This is a genomic window from Polaromonas sp. CG_9.7 (assembly GCF_015752205.1).
In the GTDB taxonomy this organism is placed as follows: domain Bacteria; phylum Pseudomonadota; class Gammaproteobacteria; order Burkholderiales; family Burkholderiaceae_C; genus Polaromonas.
This window is the reverse complement of record NZ_JADOVG010000022.1, coordinates 25,658-47,464: the sequence shown is the minus strand read 5'-3', so window position 1 is coordinate 47,464 and position 21,807 is coordinate 25,658. Positions and strand designations below refer to the sequence as shown.

At 63.2% G+C, this 21,807-nt stretch carries 16 protein-coding genes; 7 read left to right on the top strand and 9 right to left on the bottom strand.

Going from position 1 to position 21,807, the window contains the following annotated elements; translation table 11 throughout:
- Positions 1–33: 33 nt before the first annotated feature.
- Together IWX87_RS17265 and IWX87_RS17260 are read right to left on the bottom strand one after the other, a co-directional pair.
- Positions 34–1,149 (bottom strand): Re/Si-specific NAD(P)(+) transhydrogenase subunit alpha, encoded by a 1,116-nt coding sequence (locus IWX87_RS17265; protein WP_196864750.1) that lies wholly within the window; start codon positions 1,147–1,149, stop codon positions 34–36.
- Positions 1,150–1,386: 237 nt separating this feature from the next.
- Positions 1,387–2,922 (bottom strand): CoA-acylating methylmalonate-semialdehyde dehydrogenase, encoded by a 1,536-nt coding sequence (locus tag IWX87_RS17260; RefSeq protein ID WP_196864749.1) that lies wholly within the window; start codon positions 2,920–2,922, stop codon positions 1,387–1,389.
- Between the two features lie 125 nt (positions 2,923–3,047).
- On the opposite strand from IWX87_RS17260, the gene IWX87_RS17255 reads away from it, so the two are divergent.
- Both IWX87_RS17255 and IWX87_RS17250 read left to right on the top strand, forming a co-directional pair.
- Positions 3,048–4,022, top strand: coding sequence for a LysR family transcriptional regulator (locus IWX87_RS17255; protein WP_196864748.1), 975 nt, complete (start codon positions 3,048–3,050; stop codon positions 4,020–4,022).
- 52 nt (positions 4,023–4,074) lie between these two features.
- The gene (locus IWX87_RS17250; RefSeq protein WP_196864747.1) at positions 4,075–4,581 is read left to right on the top strand and encodes an NUDIX hydrolase; all 507 of its coding nucleotides are present in this window, start codon (positions 4,075–4,077) and stop codon (positions 4,579–4,581) included.
- Between the two features lie 233 nt (positions 4,582–4,814).
- Here IWX87_RS17250 and IWX87_RS17245 read toward each other — a convergent pair whose 3' ends face one another.
- From IWX87_RS17245 to IWX87_RS17230, 4 genes are all read right to left on the bottom strand, one after another.
- The gene (locus IWX87_RS17245) at positions 4,815–6,353 is read right to left on the bottom strand and encodes a tripartite tricarboxylate transporter permease (protein WP_196864746.1); all 1,539 of its coding nucleotides are present in this window, start codon (positions 6,351–6,353) and stop codon (positions 4,815–4,817) included.
- On the bottom strand, positions 6,353–6,778 hold the full coding sequence (locus IWX87_RS17240) for a tripartite tricarboxylate transporter TctB family protein (RefSeq protein WP_196864762.1): 426 nt from the start codon (positions 6,776–6,778) through the stop codon (positions 6,353–6,355). The genes IWX87_RS17245 and IWX87_RS17240 overlap by 1 nt, the downstream gene beginning before the upstream one ends.
- Positions 6,779–7,077: 299 nt before the next feature.
- Positions 7,078–8,658 carry a sensor histidine kinase gene (locus IWX87_RS17235; protein WP_196864745.1) on the bottom strand — a complete coding sequence of 527 codons (1,581 nt, stop codon included), beginning with the start codon at positions 8,656–8,658 and terminating at the stop codon, positions 7,078–7,080.
- Positions 8,639–9,319, bottom strand: coding sequence for a response regulator (locus IWX87_RS17230; protein ID WP_196864744.1), 681 nt, complete (start codon positions 9,317–9,319; stop codon positions 8,639–8,641). Before IWX87_RS17230 ends, IWX87_RS17235 begins: the two co-directional genes overlap by 20 nt.
- A 441-nt stretch (positions 9,320–9,760) precedes the next feature.
- Here IWX87_RS17230 and mnmA point away from each other — a divergent pair, with 441 nt between their 5' ends.
- On the top strand, positions 9,761–10,987 hold the full coding sequence (mnmA, locus tag IWX87_RS17225; RefSeq protein ID WP_196864743.1) for a tRNA 2-thiouridine(34) synthase MnmA: 1,227 nt from the start codon (positions 9,761–9,763) through the stop codon (positions 10,985–10,987).
- A gap of 32 nt (positions 10,988–11,019) precedes the next feature.
- Here mnmA and IWX87_RS17220 read toward each other — a convergent pair whose 3' ends face one another.
- Positions 11,020–12,417, bottom strand: a complete 1,398-nt coding sequence (locus IWX87_RS17220) for a MipA/OmpV family protein (protein ID WP_196864742.1) — start codon at positions 12,415–12,417, stop codon at positions 11,020–11,022.
- Positions 12,418–12,675: 258 nt separating this feature from the next.
- Here IWX87_RS17220 and IWX87_RS17215 point away from each other — a divergent pair, with 258 nt between their 5' ends.
- Together IWX87_RS17215 and IWX87_RS17210 are read left to right on the top strand one after the other, a co-directional pair.
- On the top strand, positions 12,676–13,479 hold the full coding sequence (locus tag IWX87_RS17215; RefSeq protein ID WP_196864741.1) for an alpha/beta fold hydrolase: 804 nt from the start codon (positions 12,676–12,678) through the stop codon (positions 13,477–13,479).
- A 3-nt stretch (positions 13,480–13,482) separates the two neighbouring features.
- Positions 13,483–15,057: an ATP-binding protein gene (locus IWX87_RS17210; protein WP_196864740.1), complete on the top strand. Its 1,575-nt coding sequence runs from the start codon at positions 13,483–13,485 to the stop codon at positions 15,055–15,057.
- Positions 15,058–15,161: 104 nt separating this feature from the next.
- Here IWX87_RS17210 and ssb read toward each other — a convergent pair whose 3' ends face one another.
- On the bottom strand, positions 15,162–15,668 hold the full coding sequence (gene ssb / locus IWX87_RS17205) for a single-stranded DNA-binding protein (protein ID WP_196864739.1): 507 nt from the start codon (positions 15,666–15,668) through the stop codon (positions 15,162–15,164).
- Between the two features lie 136 nt (positions 15,669–15,804).
- On the opposite strand from ssb, the gene IWX87_RS17200 reads away from it, so the two are divergent.
- Positions 15,805–17,169, top strand: a complete 1,365-nt coding sequence (locus IWX87_RS17200; protein WP_196864738.1) for a chloride channel protein — start codon at positions 15,805–15,807, stop codon at positions 17,167–17,169.
- A gap of 3 nt (positions 17,170–17,172) precedes the next feature.
- On the opposite strand, the gene IWX87_RS17195 is transcribed toward IWX87_RS17200, so the two are convergent.
- On the bottom strand, positions 17,173–18,375 hold the full coding sequence (locus IWX87_RS17195; protein ID WP_196864761.1) for an MFS transporter: 1,203 nt from the start codon (positions 18,373–18,375) through the stop codon (positions 17,173–17,175).
- 296 nt (positions 18,376–18,671) lie between these two features.
- On the opposite strand from IWX87_RS17195, the gene uvrA reads away from it, so the two are divergent.
- The gene (gene uvrA / locus IWX87_RS17190) at positions 18,672–21,773 is read left to right on the top strand and encodes an excinuclease ABC subunit UvrA (RefSeq protein WP_196864760.1); all 3,102 of its coding nucleotides are present in this window, start codon (positions 18,672–18,674) and stop codon (positions 21,771–21,773) included.
- Positions 21,774–21,807: the final 34 nt, after the last annotated feature.

Here is a 21,807-nt window from a genome sequence, read left to right as displayed (position 1 = left end):
CTTGGCGCAGGGGACGATGGCCCCCTGCCCGGCTTATTTGCGCTTGACTTCTCCGCCCTGGGTCATCAGGCAGGCGGCCACGATGTCGTCTTCCAGGTCAATGTTGAGCGCACCTTCCTTGGTGATGATGAGCTTGAGAAAGTCGAGCAGGTTGCGCGCGTACAGCGCGCTGGCATCAGCCGCCACCAGCGAAGCGACGTTGGTTTCGCCAATCAGCGTCACGCCGTGCTTGACGACGGTGCGGCCGGGCTCGGTCAGCGGGCAGTTGCCACCTTGCGGCGCGGCCAGATCAACGATCACGCTGCCGGGTTTCATGGCCATGACCATTTCCTCGGTCACCAGCACCGGGGCGGGGCGGCCCGGAATCAGCGCCGTGGTGATGACCACGTCGGCCTGCGCCACACGTTTGGCGACTTCCAGTTTTTGGCGCGCCAGCCAGCTCGGCGGCATGGGTTTGGCATAGCCGCCGACGCCCACAGCGGCTTCGCGCTCTTCGTCGGTTTCATAAGGCACGTCAATGAATTTTCCGCCCAGGGACTCAACCTGTTCCTTGACGCTGGGGCGCACGTCGCTGGCTTCAATCACGGCGCCCAGCCGCTTGGCCGTGGCAATGGCCTGCAGGCCAGCTACGCCGACACCCAGAATCACCACACGGGCGGCCTTGACGGTGCCGGCAGCGGTCATGAGCATGGGAAAGAATCGCTGGTACTTTTCAGTTGCCATGATCACGGCCTTGTAGCCGGCGATGTTGGCTTGTGATGACAGCACGTCCATGCTTTGCGCCCGGCTGGTGCGCGGCGCGGCTTCAAGGGCGAACGATGTCAACTGCGCTGTGGCCAGGCGCTGCAGGCCGGCGGCGTCAAATGGGTTGAGCATGCCGACCATCACGCTGCCCGGTTGGGTCTGCGCCATCTCACTGTCCAGCGGACAGCGCACCTTGAGCACAATGTCGGCGGCATAAGCACCGGCTGCATCAGTGATCTCGGCGCCTACGGCTGCATAGGCGGCATCAGGAACACTGGCCGCCACGCCTGCACCCGACTGGACGCGGATGGTGTGGCCCTGGGCCTTGAGCTTTTTCGCCGTTTCCGGCGTGATGGCGACGCGTGTCTCTCCGGCCATGATTTCAGCGGGTATCCCAATCAGCATGGGGGTCTCCTCAGTGCTTGGTTTTTTTGGAGGCTCCACAAAGAGCCAGGCGGAATTTTCAGCTGTCGTAAAGCTTACATGAGATTTTTTGTAAATTTCCGTCAAAACATACTAATGTTTGTTGAACAGGTGACCTTGCCGAACACAGCATGCGCCCATGAACAAAGCCCCTTCAGCCGCTAAAAAGCTGAAGGGGCTTTTGAAAAATCCAGCGCGGACAGCGCGCTGTTGCCCGGTTTATTTAGCCGTCGGCATCACAAATTCGGCGCCCTTGCCAATGCTTTCCGGCCAGCGCTGCATGATGGACTTTTGCTTGGTGTAAAAGCGCACGCCCTCTTCGCCATAGGCGTGCATGTCGCCAAACAGGCTCTTTTTCCAGCCGCCAAAGCCGTGCCACGCCATGGGCACCGGAATCGGCACATTGATGCCGACCATGCCGACCTGGATGCGGCGGCTGAATTCACGCGCCACATGGCCGTCGCGGGTGAAGCAACTCACGCCATTGCCAAACTCATGCGCGTTGATCAAATCGACCGCTTCGGCCAGGTCCTTCACGCGCACGCAACCCAGCACCGGGCCAAAGATTTCTTCCTTGTAAATGCGCATGTTCGGCGTGACATGGTCAAACAGCGTGCCGCCCATCCAGAAGCCGTTTTCGCACCCTTCGCCAGCATGGGCGCCGGTGAAGGTGCGGCCATCGACCAGCAGTTCGGCGCCCTCTTCCACGCCCAGGTCGATGTAGCCGGTAATGCGTTTGTGCGCGATGCCGGTGACGATCGGCCCCATTTCCGCGTCCAGGTGTACGCCGTTCTTGATCACCAGTGTTTCGGCTCTGGCCTTGAGCATCGGAATGAGTTTGTCAGCCACATCGCCTACCAGCACGGCCACCGAAATCGCCATGCAGCGCTCGCCAGCCGAACCGTAGCCCGCGCCAACCAGCGCATCGACCGCCTGCTCCAGGTCGGCGTCGGGCATGACAACCATGTGGTTCTTCGCGCCGCCCAGGGCCTGCACGCGTTTGCCGTGGTGCGCGCCGGTTTCATAGATGTAGTTGGCAATCGGCGTTGAACCGACAAACGACACGGCCTTGACATCCGGATGCACCAGCAGCGCATCGACGGCTTCCTTGTCGCCCTGCACCACGTTGAAGACGCCGTCGGGCAAACCGGCCTGCTTGAACAGCTCGGCCATGTACAGGCTGGCGCTCGGGTCAATCGGGCTGGGTTTCAGCACAAAGCAGTTCCCGGCGGCAATAGCCACCGGAAACATCCACATCGGCACCATGACCGGAAAATTAAACGGCGTAATGCCGGCGACCACACCCAAAGGCTGGCGCAGCGTCCAGTTGTCAATGCCGGTGCTGACCTGGTCGGTGAAGTCGCCCTTGAGCAGCTGCGGCATGCCGCAGGCGAATTCGACGATGTCGATGCCGCGCGAGACTTCGCCCTGCGCGTCGGTGAAGACCTTGCCGTGCTCGGCCGTGATCAGGTGGGCCAGATGGTCCTTGTTCTTGTTCAGCAGCTCCAGGAATTTGAACATCACCCGGGCACGGCGAATCGGCGGCGTGTCGGACCAGGCCGGGAAAGCCGCCTGCGCCGACGCCACGGCGGCATCGACCTCGGCAGAACTTGCCAGCGCCACATGGCTGGATACCGCGCCGGTGGCCGGGTTGAAGACTTGCTGGCTGCGGCCGGCGGCGGGCGTGACCGTACTGCCGTTCAGGTAATGGCCAATGGTGATCGGAGAGGCAATGTCAGCGGGCGAATAGGTCATGGGGCAATCCTTGGTAAATCCGGGTGAACAGGTGAATGGCTTGAGTCTAGGCCGCGCATGCCCATTTGATAAGTCCCTGATTACTGATTACATTGTTCAATTTACTGAACAATGGAGCCGCCCCCATGCCCTCTGACCAGTTGGCCCCGCTTGTTGCCGACCTGCACCTGCTGACCGTGCTGGCCGCAACCCGCAGTTTTACTGAAACGGCGCGCCGCCTGGGCGTGTCCAAGGCCTCGGCCAGCATGCGCATCAGCGAGCTGGAACGCACGGCCGGCGTGCTGCTGGTGCGCCGCACCACGCGCTCGGTCGGGCTGACGGAAGCCGGCCAGCAACTGGTCAACGACATGCAGCCGGCGTTTAGGCGCATCAGCGAAAGCTATACCGCTGCCCGCGACCTGGCCGGCACGCCGCGCGGGCTGATCCGGCTGACAGCGCCCGTCGCGCTCGGGCGGCAGCACCTGGCGCCGTGCATCGCCGCGTTTTTGCAGCAGTTTCCCGACATTCACATCGAGCTGGAACTGACCGACCGTTTCATCAACCTGGCCAACGAAGGGTTTGACCTGGCGATCCGGCACACCAACACGCCGCCTGAAACCCATGTGGCCTGGGTGCTGTGCGAAACCCGTTCGCTGCTGGTGGCCAGTCCGCAGTATCTGGCCAGGCGCGGCCTGCCCTTGCATCCTTCCGAGCTGGCACTGCACGACTGCCTGCTTTACCTGCGCGACAGCCATGCCGGCAGCTGGACGTTTGCGCGTCCGGCGGGCATTTCAGGGAAACGCAAACCAGCGGAGGGTGCGGTGGAGCGCGTGGGCGTGCATGTCGCCGGTTCGCTCAAGGCCAACAACAGCGAAGTGCTGCGGGACGCCCTGCTGGCCGGCATGGGCATTGGCCTGCTGCCTGATTTCAGCCTGCCGCCTGCCACCGAAGGCCGCGAGCCGCCGCTGGTCCAGGTGTTGCCTGACTGGCAGGTGCAGGGCTTTTTTGGAAACCGCATTTATGCCTTGCGGCCCTGGTCGGCGCAGGTGCCCAAAGCCGTCGAATGCCTGGTGGCACATTTGCGACAGAGCTTTGCGCAGGGCTTTGCCGGCATTCGATAAAAGCGCTTAACGGCTTGGTGTGATGTCAAGAATGGCACGGATAATCTCGCGCATGAATAAACGATGGAAACCCAACGTCACGGTGGCAGCAGTCATTGAACGGGACTTCGACGGCGTTCGGAAATTCCTGCTGGTCGAGGAAGAAACCCGCGATGGCTTGAAGCTCAACAACCCCGCAGGCCACCTGGACCCCGGCGAAAGCCCGATCCATGCCTGCGCGCGCGAGACACTGGAAGAAACCGCGTTTCACTTCACGCCGACCGCGCTGGTGGGCGTTTATTTTTCGCGTTTCGAGCGAACCCAGGCCGGAGAGGCCGTACCGCAGGACATCACCTACCTGCGTTTTACCTTTAGCGGCGAACTGGGCGAGCATGTCGCCGGTCAGGCGCTGGATGAAGGCATCGTGCGCACCCTGTGGCTGACGGCGGATGAAATCAGGGCCTGCCGCGACATGCACCGCAGCCCCCTGCTGCTGACCAACCTGGAAGACTACCTGGCCGGCAGGCGTTTTCCACTCGACGTGATCAGCACCGATCCTTCTGTTCTGCTACAGAAATAGCAGCGCCTGATGCTTGACGGTATTGCACAAATAGCCTTTTTAAGGCTTGCACCTGTTGCATCTGCGATGTTCGGCACGGCACACCGCACCTCTTCGCGCTGGCACACCTAATTTTTACCTTAATTCAGCATCAAATCGACTTTTTGCGCATTACCCACCTGCATAGTCAGCTATTATTTCAGGAGTAATAAAGGCGACTTCAACCGGTTGAGCTTGTCATGTCATTCCTGCACTTACGGGGAGAGTGGCGCAAGCGCGCTTGCGACTGCAGGTTCATGGATGATGTGGTCCGGCGCTTTTCGCCACTTCCGGAAAAATGACACGATCTGCCACAAAACCAGCGAGCCGATGATGGCCAGCAAGGTTCCGCTGATGGGGCGGGTGACAAACACGTTGAAACTGCCCCGGCTCAGCAGCATGGCGCGACGGAAATTTTCCTCCAGCATGGGCCCCAGGATGAAGCCCAGCATGAGCGGCGCAGCCTCCATGTCCAGGCGCAGGAACATGTAGCCGATCAAGCCAAAAACGGCGGTGGTGTAGATGTCATCGAGACTGTTGTTGATGCTGAAAGTGCCGATGCAGCAGAAAAACATGATCGCCGGAAACAGCACGGTGTAAGGAATCTTGAACACCGACAACCAGTAACGCACCAGGGGTACGTTCAGGATCACCAGAAAGCAGTTGCCCACCCACATGCTGGCCACCAGCCCCCAGAACAAATCGGGGTGGCTGGCGATCATGTTGGGACCGGGCTGGATGCCCTTGACCACAAAAGCCGCCATCATCAGCGCCATGACGGCGTTTTCGGGGATGCCAATGGCCATGAGCGGGATGAAGCTGGTGCGTGCTGCCGCTTCGTCGGCCGCTGCCTGTCCGGCCACGCCCTCGATGCAGCCGGTGCCGATTTCGTGCTTGTATTTGCTGAACCGCTTGTCGGCTGCATAGGCGGCAAACTGGGCGATGGTGGGGCCTCCGCCCGGCAAAATGCCCAAGATCGAGCCGATGACGCTGCCGCGCAAGGCGCTGGGAATGATGCGTTTGAACTCGGTCCAGGTCGGCATCAGCTTGATCTCGCCGTTGAACGGCGTCAGCACGTTCTTGTTGTCCAGATTCTTCACCACTTCGGCAATGCCGAAGCAGCCCAGTGCGATGCTGATCAGGCCAACCCCGTCGGTGAGGAAGGGCAGGTTCATGGTGTAGCGGGCCACGCCACTGTTGACGTCGGTGCCAATCGAGCCGAGCAAAATGCCCACCATGGCCATGGCCATGCCATTGAGCAAGCTGCCACTGCTGACAACGCTGACACAGAAAAACCCCAGCAGCATGAGGGCACAGTAGTCAGCCGGTCCAAACAGGAAACCCACCTCCCCCAATGCCGGCGCCATGGTCGACAAGACAATGATGGCGACGGTGCCACCGATGAAGCTGGAAATGCCCGCAGTGAACAAGGCCAGGCCTGTTTTCCCCTTGAGGGTCATCTGATAGCCATCGATGCAAGCAACAATGCTGCTGGCGTGCGGAATCTTCATGGTGATGGCGCTGACGCTGTCGCCGTATTGCGCCCCGTAGTAGATACCGGCCAGCATGATGATTGCGCCACTGGTGGGAATGGAGTACGTCAATGGCAGCAGCAAGCTGATCGTGGACAGCGGCCCCAGTCCGGGCAGCAGCCCGATGAGCGTGCCCAGGGTGCAGCCAATGGCGCAATAAAGAAGGTTCTGCCAGGTCAGCGCGACTTCAAAACCAAGCGCGAGGTTGTGCAGGATGTCCATCAGTACAAAGGCAGGCTAAGGCCAAGCAGGTTTTTAAAGCCAAAGGCAATCGTGATCAGGCCCAGCGAGATCTTCACGTTGCGCAGCACCGAATACGAGGTGCCGGCAAATGTGGAGCAGAACACCAGAAACACAATTCCGAGGATCATGTTGAGGTGCTCGGAGAGCAACGCAAACCCGACCAGGCTCAGCAAGATGATTGCAATGTTCTTGACGTTATAGCTCAGGGGCACGGCCTCGACGAAGTGCGAACGCACCACCGAGAGCACGCCAATCAGAAACAGCATCAAGCTCACCATCAACGGAAACATGCCCGGCCCGGACCGGCTGAATACGCCGATCGAGTAATTGCCGAGCGCCACCAGGCCAAACAGCAGGGCAATCGCCATGAGGAAAAGCCCCCTGACGAAATTACGGTTGTTCATGTTCATTTGAGGCGGCTCCAGGGTTGCGCCGGTGCGGCGTGGTCATCAACGGGGGGGTGGGTCATCCGGGTCTCCTGGTGGTTTTCCCCGTGCCTTCAGGGCATGCAATGGCGCAGTCGGCAAGGCATTCGGGTTGGAGGGAATGTTAGGGAGCGAGCCTTCCAGTCCGCTTTCGTTTTGCGCGGACGACCTCAAAATACGTGTTATCACTAACAGTGAACACCCTTGCCGCAGGCGGTCGGCAGGCGGTCGGCACGCAGTCCTTGCGAACCCTGCGCGCGTGCTGTTGATGGCTTCGTTCAGCCGGGGTGGCTGGACGCCAGCGGCAGGCGCACGATGGCGCGCAAGCCGGTCGGACTGGGGGCCATGCCTGTGCCCTCATGGCCTTCGGCGAGGCGGGTTCCAGCGTCGGCAAGCTCGATATCGCCGCCGTTGCGCCTGGCGTAGGCACGGGCGATGGCCAGCCCCAGCCCGGCGCCGTGCGCGGCTTTGCCAGGGCCGGACGGATGGAACCGTTCAAAGACCTCAGCGCGCCTTGCCTTGGCAATGCCCGGACCGCTGTCGCACACTTCAGCCAGCGCCATGCTGTTGTGGGTGCTGACCATCACGGTGATGTACCCGCCCGCTGGTGTGTACACGATGGCGTTGTGCACCAGGTTGGAAAGCACCTCGTGCAGTTCGGGGCCCCTGGCCAGCACCGGAACGACAGGCACTGCAGCAGAACGGGGCCAGGTCGGTGCATCGTCGGCCGCCATGGGCACAGCCAGTCCCGCCGCCACGGCATCCAGCCAGCCCAGATCCAGATTTTTCTCATGCGCCAGCGTCAGGTACTGCAGCACCACATCCTTGGCCACGGTGTTGAGGTCGATGACCTCCGGCGCGTCAGCGGGCGGGCTGCTGTCGCTCGCGTGGGCCAGCGAAAGCAGTTGCTCGCACAGGCGCCGGCTGCGCGAAATCTGGATGACGATGGCGCGCAAGGTCTCGCGCAACTGTTCCGGGTCTTTTTCGCGCAAGGCAAAACCGGCCTGGGTCAGCATGATCGCCAGCGGCGTGCGCAACTGGTGCGAGGCGTCGGCCAGGAACTGCGATTGCTGGTCCAGCAAGCCGCGGTAACTGGCGATGTGCTGGTTGATGGCCTGCACCAGCGGTGCCACTTCATGCGGAACCTCGCGGGTGTCCAGCGGCTGGAGATTTTGGCCCTTGCTTTGCAGCACCGACTTGCGCAGGCGCTCCAGTGGCTGCAAAGACCAGCGAACGCCCAGCCAGACCAGCAGCAGCATCACCCCCACCATGCGTGCATCGCGTATCAGCTCCTGCTGCAAAAAGGCGGCCTGTGCCTGATCCCGGGCCCCGGTGCTTTCAGCCGCCTGAATCAAGAGGTCAAAGACCTGGCCCCGGCCGTCAACCACCTGGTGCTGGAGTGCCAGCACACGGACCGGACCGCCCCGGTAGTAGCTTTCATACCAGACCGGGGGGGCGCCGGCAGAGGCGGCCGCAACCGGCGGCGCAGGCAGGTCTGTCTCGCCCAGCAAGCTCACTTCGGGCCGGGAGGCCGCCGCGCCACCCGGCACAGCGCCTCGGGGTGCCAGGCTGACGTGCAGATACTTCTTTTGCAATGGATGGCTGTCGCCGGATGGGGTTGCCACCGAAAACGGCGCATTCAACTGGAACGTGCCGTCCTGCGCCAGTGACAGGCTGCTTTGCAGGGCGTTCACCGACTCGATCAGCGGCTGGTCATAGGCCTGCTCTACCTGACGGCTCAGTGCGTGGTAGTCGTTCCAGCTGTCAAGCGCCAGCAAACCCACCATGCCGGGCAGCAGCAAGGTCAGCAGGCGGGCACGAATTCCGAACAGGTCGGGGTCAGTCCGCAGGATCTTCATGGCTTTCCAGCATGTAGCCCAGGCCGCGCACGGTGACGATGCGCACGTCGCTACCCGTCAGTTTGCGGCGCAGACGGTGGAGCACCAGTTCGATGGCATCCGGGCCGGCGTTGCTGTTGGCGGGAAAGACCTTGCCCGAGAGAAGCGACTTTTCAACCGGCGAGCCGCTGCGCACCAGCAACACCGACAGCGCGGCGCTTTCGCGCGGGGTGAGCTGAAGCAACGCGCCGGCCAGCACAAAGGCGCGGCTGCCGTGGGCGCATGTCAAGGAGCCGCACTGCAAGGGCGTGTGCGCACTGCCCCGGCTGCGCCGCGTCAAGGCCGTGAGCCGCGCTTCCAGCTCCTCGATGGCGAAGGGCTTGGTCAGAAAGTCGTCTGCCCCGACGTTCAGGCCTTTGACCCGGTCTTGCAGCGAGCCCTGGGCGGTCAATACCAGGACCGGTGTGCGGTTGCCGGCCTTGCGCATCTCTGCGAGCAGGGTGAGCCCGTGCTTGTCAGGCAGCCGCAGGTCGAGCACCACGACGTCATAGTCATTGCCCGCCAGCAGCGACTCGGCGGTGTTGGCATCCGGGGCATGGTCTGGCACGAAGCCGCTTTGCCTGAATGCACGCACCAGCCACGACGCCATCTCGGCTTCATCTTCAACCAGCAGCAGACGCATGTCAGGACACGCTTGCAGTCAGGCCCGGCGCCGCATGCGCACGGGTCGCCGGTGCGTCAGTCGAAAGGCGGGCTGGGTTCATGTACATGGTGGACTTTCTATCGGTCGCTTGACAAAATCCGGCGGCTTCACAAGGCACAGTGGCCCTGGGCGTCAGCGCCCATCACGCTGCATGGGCTGGGGAGCCTGTGCGCAGGCCGGTGAACCTGAACGTTGTGGCGACGTTGACGCCATGCGGAGCGCTACAAATTGTAAGCTGCGCTGATGTTCCTTCTGCACCCCGAGGCGCCACCCGGGCCAGGCCGGCGTGCAGGCACGGGCTCGGTGCCGCACGGTTCATACCGGCAAGTTCGACGCCACCCACCGAATACCGGTATTGCCGAAGTTCCATGACAAGCGGTCAACGGAGCCAACAGGTCATCGCGGGATAATCGCTTTCCTATGGACAAGCAACACAGCAAGCAACGGATCGTGGTGGGGTTGAGCGGCGGCGTCGATTCGGCCGTCACGGCCTGGCTGCTCAAGCAGCAGGGCCACGAGGTCATCGGCATCTTCATGAAGAACTGGGAAGACGACGACGACAGCGAATTCTGCTCGTCGAACATCGACTTTGTCGATGCCGCCGCGGTGGCCGACGTGATTGGCATCGAGATTGAGCACGTCAACTTTGCCGCCGACTACAAGGACCGCGTGTTCGCCGAATTCCTGCGCGAATACCAAGCCGGCCGCACGCCCAATCCGGACATTTTGTGCAATGCCGAGATCAAGTTCAAGGCGTTTTTAGACCACGCAATGCGGCTGGGCGCCGAAAAAATCGCCACCGGCCACTATGCCCGGGTGCGCCTGAACGTCGCCACCGGCCTGCACGAACTGCTCAAGGGCCTGGACCCGGCCAAGGACCAGAGCTACTTTTTGCACCGGCTGAACCAGGCGCAACTCTCCAAAACCCTGTTCCCGGTGGGCGAGTTGCACAAAACCGAGGTGCGCCGCATTGCCGACGAGATCGGCCTGCCGAACGCCCGGAAAAAGGACTCGACCGGCATCTGCTTCATTGGCGAGCGGCCATTTCGCGACTTTTTGAACCGCTACATTGCCAAGGCGCCTGGCCCCATCAAGAACGACCAGGGCCGCATGCTGGGCGAGCATGTCGGCCTGAGCTTTTACACGCTGGGCCAGCGCCAGGGCCTGGGCATTGGCGGCGTGAAGGCCCGGGGCGCGGATTTGAAGGCAGCGCAGGCGCGTGGCCAGCGCGGCGTTGGCGAGCACGCGCCGTGGTTCGTGGCGCGCAAGGACATGGAAAGCAACACGCTGTGGGTGGTGCAGGGCCACGACCATCCGTGGCTGCAATCGACGGTGCTGCAGGCGCAGGACTGCAGCTGGGTGGCAGGCCGTGCGCCGGCTTTGGGTGCCATGGCGGCCAAGACGCGCTACCGCCAGCTTGATGCCGCCTGCGAACTGGCCAGCGCCTCGGCCGGCGGCTGCGAACTGGTGTTCCCTGCGCCCCAGTGGGCGGTCACGCCGGGCCAGTCGGCGGTGCTGTACCAGGGCGAGGTCTGTCTGGGCGGCGGCGTGATTGCGTCAAGCAATGTGCAAAATGTGCCCGGCGGCAAGCCCGTCGCCGCACTTTTCAAGTCAAATAAGCCTTTTGCGCAAGCAGGACAAGCTTAAGCAGCTATTAATGCGATAGCAAACCCGCCCGATTACAGCGCCGACTCGACATAGGTGTAAATGTAATTGGAGCCACCGCTGACATTGCCCAGCAGGCGCGACGAGCCAAAGATGCCCGAACGGTGCGACACGCCAAAACCGATGAACGTGTCCTTCAAGGCACGCGAACCGACCAGGTCGCCCAGGCTCACGTCCAGCGTCGGGTCCAGGTAATTGAGCAGGCGCGAAGCCGGCTTGCCGTCCATTGCCTGGCTGCTGGCTTCAATGTACGGCGCCCGCTGGGCCAGCGAAACGCCCACGCCCATGCCCAGACGCGTCTTGACCCGTTCGCTCCATGGAAAGCCGGTGTAAAAAGCCTTCATGAACAGGTCGAGCTGCAAGCCGTTGGCCTGCAGGCCCCGGTCGTTGTGGCTGGTCAAGCCGGCATAGCCGACAAAATCAAGCGGCCAGCCGTTGACGTTCTGCAAAAAAGGCTTGCCGACCTGAAGGCCGGTGATGCTGGTGGGGTTCACGCTGGCCGTTGACAGGCATTGCGCGGTCACGATCTTGAGCAGATGGCAGCCGTCGTCGGTGGCCTTGCCGTAAAGCAGCTTGAACCAGGTCGGCGAGCCGTCCTGCACCCATTCGCGCTTGTGCCCGCCAAAGTCATAGGCCGCGCCCACGTACACGCCGGGCAGCACGCGCTTTTGCACAATGGGGCTGTCCTTGAGCTGGCGGTCCAGCACGGTGGCCGACACGCCGGCCAGCAGGCGCCAGCGCTGGGACAGATCGTAGGAGCCGTACAGGCCGAGCGTGGTGTTGAGGCCCGCTCCTGGCGAATAGGCAGCGCGGCCGGGCGTGGCTTCGCCGGGCTGCACGCCGTAGTAATAGTTGTTCAGACGCGCATCGCGCAGCGCCACGCTCAGGTTGGGGCGCAGGCTCAACCGACCGTAACGCAAGTCGTAGGTATAGCCCAGACGAAACTCGCTGCCCTTTGAAAACCCGCCGATGTCATGCAGCAGTTCGGCCTGCACTGTGCCCCAGGGCTGGCGGTAACGCCAGGAAAGGCCCATATCAATACCCGAATCACGGGTTGCCATTCCCGTCAGGCTGGCGGGCAAGCGGTCGGCCGGAAAACCTTCAAGCCGCTGCTCGATGAACCAATCAAAGCGCTGGTCACCCGCCTCTTTCAGCTTCACACCGCCCCGGTTGGCATGAAGAAAGAAGCGCTCGCCTTCGTACAGGTAAAGCGGAAGGACATCGTATCGGTTGCCAGCCCCACGGTAGGGCGAGCTTTCAAAGTGGGTAACCACGCCCAGTCCAGCGCTCCCAGGAACCGACAGAATGTTGGTCAACGGCTCAAGTTCACCCAGCGCCAGCGCTGGTGTCATGGTCAGCAAGCCGGCGGCGGCCAAACCGGCACCCATCAGCAACAAGCGGGCACTTTTCATCGGAAATTTATCAGAAGGCAATGGGAACTCTCCACTTTCGTAATGGACACGGGGTTGGGTCCACACAGGACCAAGGCCAGCCATGGGCGCAATGCCCAGCCAGCGGCCCTCGCCGGCATTTTGTCACGGCTGCACAGCGGCCATGGGGCACTGCAGCGGGCGATGGTAGTATGGCCTCGAACCATCGCTACGGGCTTGTATCGCCCATCCCTGCGACGGACCTGCCGCAATGTCGGCTTCTCTCCTATCCAGAATCCTATGAGTATCCAACGTCGAAACAACGTGCATGCCTATGGCGACGGTCCTGTCACCATGCTGCTTGCCCATGGATTTGGCTGCGACCAGTTCATGTGGAGATATCTCGTTCCTGCCTTCAGTGAACGGTTCCGGGTCGTTACGTTTGACCTGGTCGGCAGTGGCGGCTCCCTCCTGAGCGCCTACGACCGGCAAAAATACGGCTCGCTGAATGGCTATGCGGCCGACATCCTGGAAATCGTCGACGAGTTTGCCACCGGCCCGGTGATCCTGGTCGGCCACTCGGTCAGCACCATCATCGGCCTGCTGGCCACCATCGAGGCGCCAGAGCGCTTTCTGGCGCAGATCATGGTGGCGCCGTCGCCGTGCTACACCAACCACGGCGACTATGTCGGTGGTTTCACGCGCGCCGACATCGACGACTTGCTCGACACGATGGACAGCAACTACCTGGGCTGGTCCAGCAATATGGCGCCGGCCATCATGGGCATGCCGGACCAGCCGGAACTCGGCATTGAGCTGACCAACAGCTTTTGCCGCAACGACCCGGAGATTGCCAAGCATTTTGCCCGGGTCACATTCCTGTCCGACCATCGCGCCGCCCTGCCCCTTTCATCCACGCCCGCGCTGATCCTGCAATGCAGCGACGACCTGATCGCTCCTCTTACGGTGGGCCAGTACATGCATCAGCAATTGCAGCACAGCGTGCTGGAACTGATCGACAACGTCGGCCACTGCCCGCACGTCAGCACGCCGTCCGCCTGCTCTGCAGCCATCGAGCGATTTCTTGATCCACTACTCAGCTAGGCCATGAGCGAGCGCGTGCCACTGCCCGCAGACAGCGTGCTGTTCGCGCATGCTGCGTGCGGCCTGATGTTGACAGACCCCGATGGCACCATCCTGCGCGTCAACACCACGCTGTGCCGCTGGCTGGGCTACCAAACCGATGAATTGCGCGGCCGCCTTCGACTGCAAGACCTGCTCCCCATGGGAGGCAAGGTGTTCCATCAGACCAACTGCGTGCCGCTGCTGCAGATGCAGGGTTCGGTGGCCGAGGTGCAGTTCGATCTGTTGCACCGTGATGGCAGCCGCCTGCCGATGCTGCTCAACATCGTGCGGCGGCGCCACAGTGGGCAACTGCTGGACGAACTGGCGATCTTCATGGCCACCGACCGGCGCTCTTACGAACGAGAACTGCTGCTGGCACGCAAGGCTGCCGAGGCCGCCCTCGAAGCGCGCCTGGGCGCCGAGGCACAGCTGTTTGAAATCAATCAGAAGCTGCTGATGGCGGACCGTCGCAAGGATGAATTCCTGGCGACTCTGGCGCATGAGCTGCGCAACCCGCTGGCGCCCATGTCCAACGTGGTGGCAGCGCTCAAGCTGCAGGGGCAGAACGCGCCCTGGCAAGACGGGTCGATCCGGGTGCTGGAGCGCCAGTTGCAGCAACTCACCCATCTGGTGGACGACCTGATGGAGGTTTCCCGCATCACCCAGGGCCGCATGGCGCTGCGCCGCGAGCCGGTCGACCTGACGGCCATCGTGCACCTGGCGCTGGAGGATGCGCGCGGCATGCTGCAAAACGCCGGGCACACGCTCAGCGTGGAACTGCCCCCCGGGGAAGTCATCATCGACGCCGACGCGACCCGGCTGACCCAGGTGATTGCCAACCTGCTCAACAATGCGGCCAAGTACACCCCCCGGGGCGGCCACATCTGGTTGGCGCTGCAGTGCTGCGGCCATGAAGCCGTGGTGTCGGTGCGCGACACCGGCATCGGCATACCAAAGGAGTCGCTCGCCGCCATTTTCGAGATGTTCTCCCAGTTGACACCGGCACTGGAACGCTCACAGGGCGGGCTCGGCATCGGACTGGCGCTGGTGCGCGGGCTGGTTGCGTTGCATGGCGGCAGCATCAGCGCGGCCAGTGAAGGCGTCGGCCAGGGCAGCGAATTCACCGTCCGCCTTCCGCTCTCGCAAGCGCTGCGGCAGGCAGCAGCAGACACGCCCTCCGCTGCTGAAGTTGAGGGTTTGCGCATCCTGGTGGTAGATGACAACGTCGATGCTGCCGAGAGCATGAAAATGGTGCTCGAATTGCTGGGACACGAGGCGCGTACGGCCCACAACGGCACCAGCGGCCTGAAACTGGCAGAAGAATTTGTCCCCCACGTGGCGCTGCTGGACATCGGCCTGCCCGACGTGAGCGGCTACGAAATGGCGCGCCGGTTGCGTCAATTGTCCTGGGGCAAGAACATCGTCCTGATCGCCGCGACCGGCTGGGGCCAAGAGTCGGACAAGCAACTGGCACGCGAAGCCGGCTTCGACGACCACCTGACCAAGCCGATTGGTTTCGAGCAACTCGAGGCGTTGCTGCTGCAGATCGAGCGTTGAGCCGTCGACGCGCCAAGGACTTTCAAATTCAAAGCGGAAACAAAAAAGCCCTGATAAATCAGGGCTTTAGCTTAATTCTTTACCGAATTGGTCTCAGGTAGACCTCAGAACGGAATGTCGTCGTCCATGTCGTCAAAGCCGCTGGACGCCTTGGAAGGTGCAGGCGCGGGGGCCTGCCGTGGCGGCGGCGGGCGGCTGGCAGGGGCGGCTGACTGGCGCGGCGCTTCGTAACCGCCGCCCTCGTCATGGCCGCCAGCACCAGGGCCGCCCATGCCCTGGCGGCTGCCCAGCATCTGCATCTGGTCGGCGCGGATTTCGGTGGTGTACTTTTCAACGCCGCTCTGGTCGGTCCACTTGCGGGTGCGCAGGGAGCCTTCGACATACACCTGCGAGCCCTTGCGCAGGTACTGGCCGACGATCTCGGCCAGACGGCCGTTGAACACGATGCGGTGCCATTCGGTGGCTTCCTTCATTTCGCCGGACTGCTTGTCCTTCCACTTGTCGGTGGTGGCGATGGTGACGTTGGCGACCTGGTCGCCGCTGGGAAAACTGCGCATTTCGGGATCTTTGCCCAAATTGCCGACGATGATGACTTTATTGACTGATGCCATGGTGTGCCGCCTCTTGCTCTGGAATGGTATGGGTCAGGGGAAGTGTCTTGACGGGCGGGTGGCGCCCAAAGCGCAATTGTGCCGCATCCGGCAGGCCCTGGCTGGCCGGATTGGCCCGTCACGCAATAATCACCCCATGCATCAACCGCCCCATGAGCCCAATTTCCTGCACAACCTGCGCAGCGAACTGTCCAATGGCCGGCTCTGGTTCGACCGCGCCGTGGTGCTGGTCTATGCAATTGCCGCCGGATTGAGCGTGGTGGCCTTCACCCTGCTGGGCGAATGGGGCTTCGGGCTGTTTGAGCGGCTTCACGGCGCCAACCGCTGGGCCATTTTGCTGTGGACGCCGGCCCTGACAGCGGCCATCGTCTGGGCGACCCGGCGTCATTTTCCCGGCGCTGCGGGCTCGGGCATTCCGCAGGTCATGGCGGCGCTGGATCCCGCATTGCCGCCCGGTGCGCAAAGCCGTTTTGTGTCGCTGCGCCTGACGCTGGCCAAGATCGGGCTGTCCACCGCCGGGCTGATGGCGGGCTTGTCCATTGGCCGCGAAGGCCCGTCAGTTCAGGTGGCGGCGGGCGTGATGCAGCATGCGCGCCGCTGGCTGCGTCCTGAATCCGGCATGAGCAACCATGCCTTGCTGGTGGCGGGCGGCGCAGCCGGCATTGCGGCGGCCTTCAACGCGCCACTGGCGGGGGTGGTGTTTGCCATCGAGGAGCTTTCAAGCAAGCTGGAGTCGCGCAACAGCGGCCTGATCATCACGGCCATCGTGCTGGCCGGCCTGATGGGGGTTTCGACCTTTGGCAACATCACCTATTTCGGCGTCATCAAGGTGCCGATCCTGGGCTGGAATGCGCTCTTTCCCGGTCTGATGGTGGCGCTGGCCTGCGGCCTGCTCGGCGGCGTTTTTGCACGCCTGATGGCGATTTCGCTGACCGGCTCGTCACCCGACCGCTTCAGCCGGTGGCGCAGCCTGCACCCGGTGCGCTTTGCCGCCGCCGGCGGCCTGGCGATTGCGGTGATCGGACTGGTCAGCGACGGCTCGACCTTTGGCGCGGGCTCGCACGCTGTCACGCAGATGCTGGCAGGCCAGGCCGATATACCGTCGCTGTATGTATTGCTCAAGTTCATTGCCACCTGGCTGGCCGCCTGGTGCGGCGTACCCGGCGGCATTTTTGCGCCCGCCTTGTCGATAGGCGCCGGCGTGGGCAGCAACATTGCCCTGCTCACGGCGCCCGACATCAGCGCCGCGTTGATCGCCATCGGCATGGCCGCCTTCTTGGCGGCTGTCACGCAGGCGCCGCTGACGGCGTTCATCATCGTGATGGAAATGGTCGATGGCCGCGCCATGGTGCTCAGCCTGATGATGGCGGCCATGCTGGCCAGCCTGCTGTCGCGCATGATCAGCCGGCCGCTGTACGCCACGCTGGCCGAACACATGATTGCCGGCCTGCAGCCGCCGCCGCCGGCTGCCGTTCCAGCCGAAGCGCCGCAGGCGCGCTGAAACTCAGGCCGGAATGGGTCGGGCCCTGGCGGGCTGGACCGGCATCATCCGCCAGGCCACCGCCAGCCAGAGCAACGACAGCGCGGTGGTCGAGACAAACAGGCCTGGCGCCCCACCCCACTTGAGCATCGCCCCACCCAGTGCGCCACCGGCAAACAGCCCCAGCGACTGCGAGGTGTTGTACAACCCCAGCGCTGCGCCCCGGCTGGAGGCATGGGCCAGGCGTGACACCAGACTCGGCTGGCTGGCCTCCAGCACATTGAAACTGCAAAAAAACAGCAGCAGCAAGCCGCCCAGCATCCACAGCGATGGCGCCGCGCCGCCGGCCGCCATGGCCATGCAAAGAAAACCCAGTTGCACCAGCGCCAGCAGGGCAATCGCGGCCAGCAGCACGGCACGCAGGTGGCCGCGCCGCTCCAGCGGAAACAGCGTGCCGCCCATCACCACGAACGACGCCAGCACCGCCGGCAGATACACCTGCCAGTGCAGCGCCTTGAGCAGCCCGGCCTGCACCAGCAGCGCCGGCACCGCCACCCACATGGACAGCTGCACCGCATGCAGCACGAACACGCCAAAGTTCAGGCCCAGCATGTCGCCGCGCCGCAGCACATCGGCAACGCCGCCGCGCGCCATGTCCTGGTGCAGCAACGGCTCGGGCGGCACCAGCCACAGCACCATGACGATGCCGGCCAGCGCCAGCACGCCTGTCAGCACGAACAGGCCACTCAACCCGATGCGGGCATTGAGCGCCGGCGCCAGCACCAGCGACACGGCAAACATCAGTCCGATGCTGCCGCCGACCAGCGCCATGGCCTTGGTGCGGACCTCGTCGCGCGTCTGGTCGGCCAGCAGCGCGGTGACGGCGGCAGAGATCGCGCCCGCGCCCTGCAATGCCCGGCCCGCCAGCAGCCAGTTCAGGTCGGGTGCGGCAGCTGCGACAAAGCTGCCCAGCGCAAACACCATCAGCCCGGCCACGATCACCCGTTTGCGGCCCAGCCGGTCCGACGCCAGGCCAAAAGGAATCTGCAGTAGCGCCTGCGTCAGCCCGTAAATGCCCATCGCCAAGCCAACTTTGGCCGGGTCGTCACCGCCCGGATAGCGTGCCGCTTCCAGCGCAAACACCGGCAACACCAAAAACAGGCCCAGCATGCGCAGCGCAAAAATCGACGCCAGCGAGAAGCTGGCGCGCCGCTCCAGGGCGGTCATGGGAAAAGAAGGGGCTGCAGAAGACACGGTGAAGGAGTCTCAAAAGTGGAAAATTACCGCAAACAGCCGTGGCCTTAACGCATGGCAGCCGTGCCTGAAAAGCGTCTTCACACAAGCACAGAAAGCTCGATGAATGGCCTGGACAAGGCCCCGTATTGTGCTTGATACCCGGCGGCGGCACTGCCCGCAAGCCGGCTCAGGTCTATGATCGAAAGTTTTTCTGGCGCTGCAACCCTGTGAACTTTCCCAACGACAGCAAACCCCTGACTTCCCTGCCCGCGCTTGACCCCGCCATCATGCCTTCAGACGCACATGCAGCCGCCGAAGACCAGGCAATCCAGGCTTTTGAGCGGGCAGCCCGGCCCACAGGCCATGGCGCGCAGGCCATCAGCATTCGGGGGGCGCGCACGCACAACCTGAAAAACATCGACCTCGACATTCCGCGCAACCAGCTGGTCGTCATCACCGGCCTTTCCGGCTCAGGCAAGTCGAGCCTGGCGTTTGACACGCTGTATGCCGAGGGCCAGCGCCGCTATGTCGAAAGCCTGTCGACCTATGCGCGGCAGTTTTTGCAGCTGATGGACAAGCCCGACGTGGACATGATCGAAGGCCTGTCGCCGGCGATTTCCATCGAGCAAAAAGCCACCAGCCACAACCCGCGCTCCACCGTCGGCACCGTGACCGAGATCCATGACTACCTGCGCTTGCTGTATGCCCGCGCCGGCACGCCGTTTTGCCCGGTGCATGACCTGCCGCTGCAGGCGCAAAGCGTCAGCGAAATGGTCGACACCGTGCTGGCCCTGCCCGAGGACACGCGGCTGATGATCCTGGCGCCCGTGGCACGCGAGCGCAAGGGCGAGTTTGTCGACCTGTTCGAGGCCATGCAGGCGCAGGGCTATGTGCGTTTCCGGGTCGATGGCGCAACCTACGAATTCGACGCGCTGCCCAAGCTCAAGAAAACCGAAAAACACACGATTGACGTGGTGATCGACCGCGTCAAGGTGCGCCTGGACAAAGAAACCGCGCCTGACGTCCCAACCGAAGCCGGCGCGGTGCCGCCACCCGCACTACGGCAGCGACTGGCCGAGAGCTTTGAAGCGGCGTTAAGGCTGGCCGATGGCCGGGCGCTGGCGCTGGAAATGGATTCGGGCCAGGAACACCTGTTCAGCGCCAAGTTTTCCTGCCCGGTCTGCAGCTATTCGCTCAGCGAGATGGAGCCGCGCCTGTTTTCCTTCAACTCGCCGGTCGGCGCCTGCCCGTGCTGCGACGGCCTGGGACACAGCGACTTTTTCGATCCGGCGCGGATCGTGGCCTTTCCATCGCTGAGCCTGGCCAGCGGCGCGGTCAAGGGCTGGGACCGGCGCAATGCCTATTATTTTTCGATGCTGGAGAGCCTGGCGGCGCATTACCGGTTCGACATCGACACGGCGTTTGAAGACCTGCCCGAGAACGTGCAACAGGTGGTGCTGCACGGCTCGGGCGAAGAAGAGATCAAGTTCAGCTACCTGATGGATACGGGCGAAAAAGCCGGAAAAAAGGTCAGCAAGAAGCATCCGTTCGAAGGCATCATCACCAACTTCGAGCGCCGCTACAGCGAAACCGACTCCGCCGTGGTGCGCGACGACCTGGCCCGCTACCGCAGCGTGCAGCCCTGCCCCGACTGCGGCGGCACGCGGCTGCGGCGCGAAGCGCGCCATGTCTACCTGGTCGGCACATCAAAAGGTGACGCGCAACCCAGCCGCAAGGCGATTTACGAAGTCAGCCACAGCACCCTGCGCGAAAGCTTCCACTACTTCAGCACCTTGACGATGCAGGGCGCGAAGGCCGAGATTGCCGCCAAGGTGGTGCGCGAAATCGGCCTGCGGCTGAAGTTCCTCAACGACGTGGGTTTGAACTACCTGAGCCTGGACCGCAGCGCCGAGACGCTGTCGGGCGGCGAGTCGCAGCGCATCCGGCTGGCGTCGCAGATCGGCTCGGGCCTGACCGGCGTGATGTATGTGCTCGACGAGCCCAGCATCGGCCTGCACCAGCGCGACAACGACCGGCTGATCGGCACGCTCAAGCATTTGCGCGACATTGGCAACAGCGTGCTGGTGGTCGAGCACGACGAGGACATGATCCGCGCCGCCGACCACGTCATCGACATGGGGCCGGGTGCTGGCATTCATGGCGGTCGCGTCATGGCGCAGGGAACGTTTGCGCAGGTGCAGGCGAATCCCGACTCGCTGACCGGAAAATACCTGGCGGGCACGCTGAAGATCGCCGTGCCCAAGCACCGAACGCCGTGGCTGCCGACGGTCAAGAACGCCCGCGCGTTCGATCAGAGCAAGTCGCGCTTTGCGCCCAGTCCGGCGGCCGAACGCCGCGCAGCGCGTGAAGCTGCACACCAAGCGACGCTGGGCGACATGCAGGCGCTGCGCGTGGTCAATGCCACCGGCCACAACCTGCAGGGCGTGAGCGTCGAGTTTCCGGTCGGCCTGCTGACCTGCGTGACCGGCGTGTCGGGCTCGGGCAAATCCACGCTGGTCAACGACACGCTGTACGCCGCCGTTGCCCGCACGCTTTACCGCGCGCATGAAGAGCCGGCGCCACACGAAGCCATCGAGGGCATCGAGCATTTCGACAAGGTCATCAACGTCGACCAGTCGCCGATTGGCCGCACGCCGCGCAGCAACCCAGCCACCTACACCGGCCTGTTCACGCCGATCCGCGAGCTGATGGCCGAGATGAACACCGCGCGCGAACGCGGCTACGGCGCCGGGCGCTTCAGCTTCAACGTGGCCGGCGGGCGCTGCGAAGCCTGCCAGGGCGACGGCATGGTGAAAGTCGAAATGCACTTTTTGCCCGACGTGTACGTGCCCTGCGACGTCTGCAAGGGCATGCGCTACAACCGCGAAACGCTCGAAGTCCAGTACAAGGGCAAGAACATCGCGCAAATCCTTGACCTCACGGTGGAGCTGGCGGCCGAATTCTTCAAGGCCGTGCCGACGATTGCGCGCAAATTGCACACGCTGCTGGATGTGGGCCTGAGCTACATCAAGCTCGGCCAGTCGGCGACCACGCTGTCGGGCGGCGAAGCGCAGCGGGTGAAACTCGCGCTGGAGCTGAGCAAACGCGACACCGGCCGCACGCTCTACATCCTGGACGAGCCGACCACCGGCCTGCACTTTGCCGACATCGACCTGCTGCTCAAAGTGCTGCACCAGCTGCGCGATGCCGGCAACACCATCGTCGTGATCGAACACAACCTGGACGTGATCAAGACCGCCGACTGGCTGATCGACATGGGGCCGGAAGGCGGCGCCGGCGGCGGCATGGTGGTGGGCGTGGGCACGCCTGAAGACATTGCCGCCAACCCTGACAGCCATACCGGGCATTACCTGGCGCGCCTGCTATAGGCTTTGCCGGGCACTGTGTTTGGCTGTTTTTCAA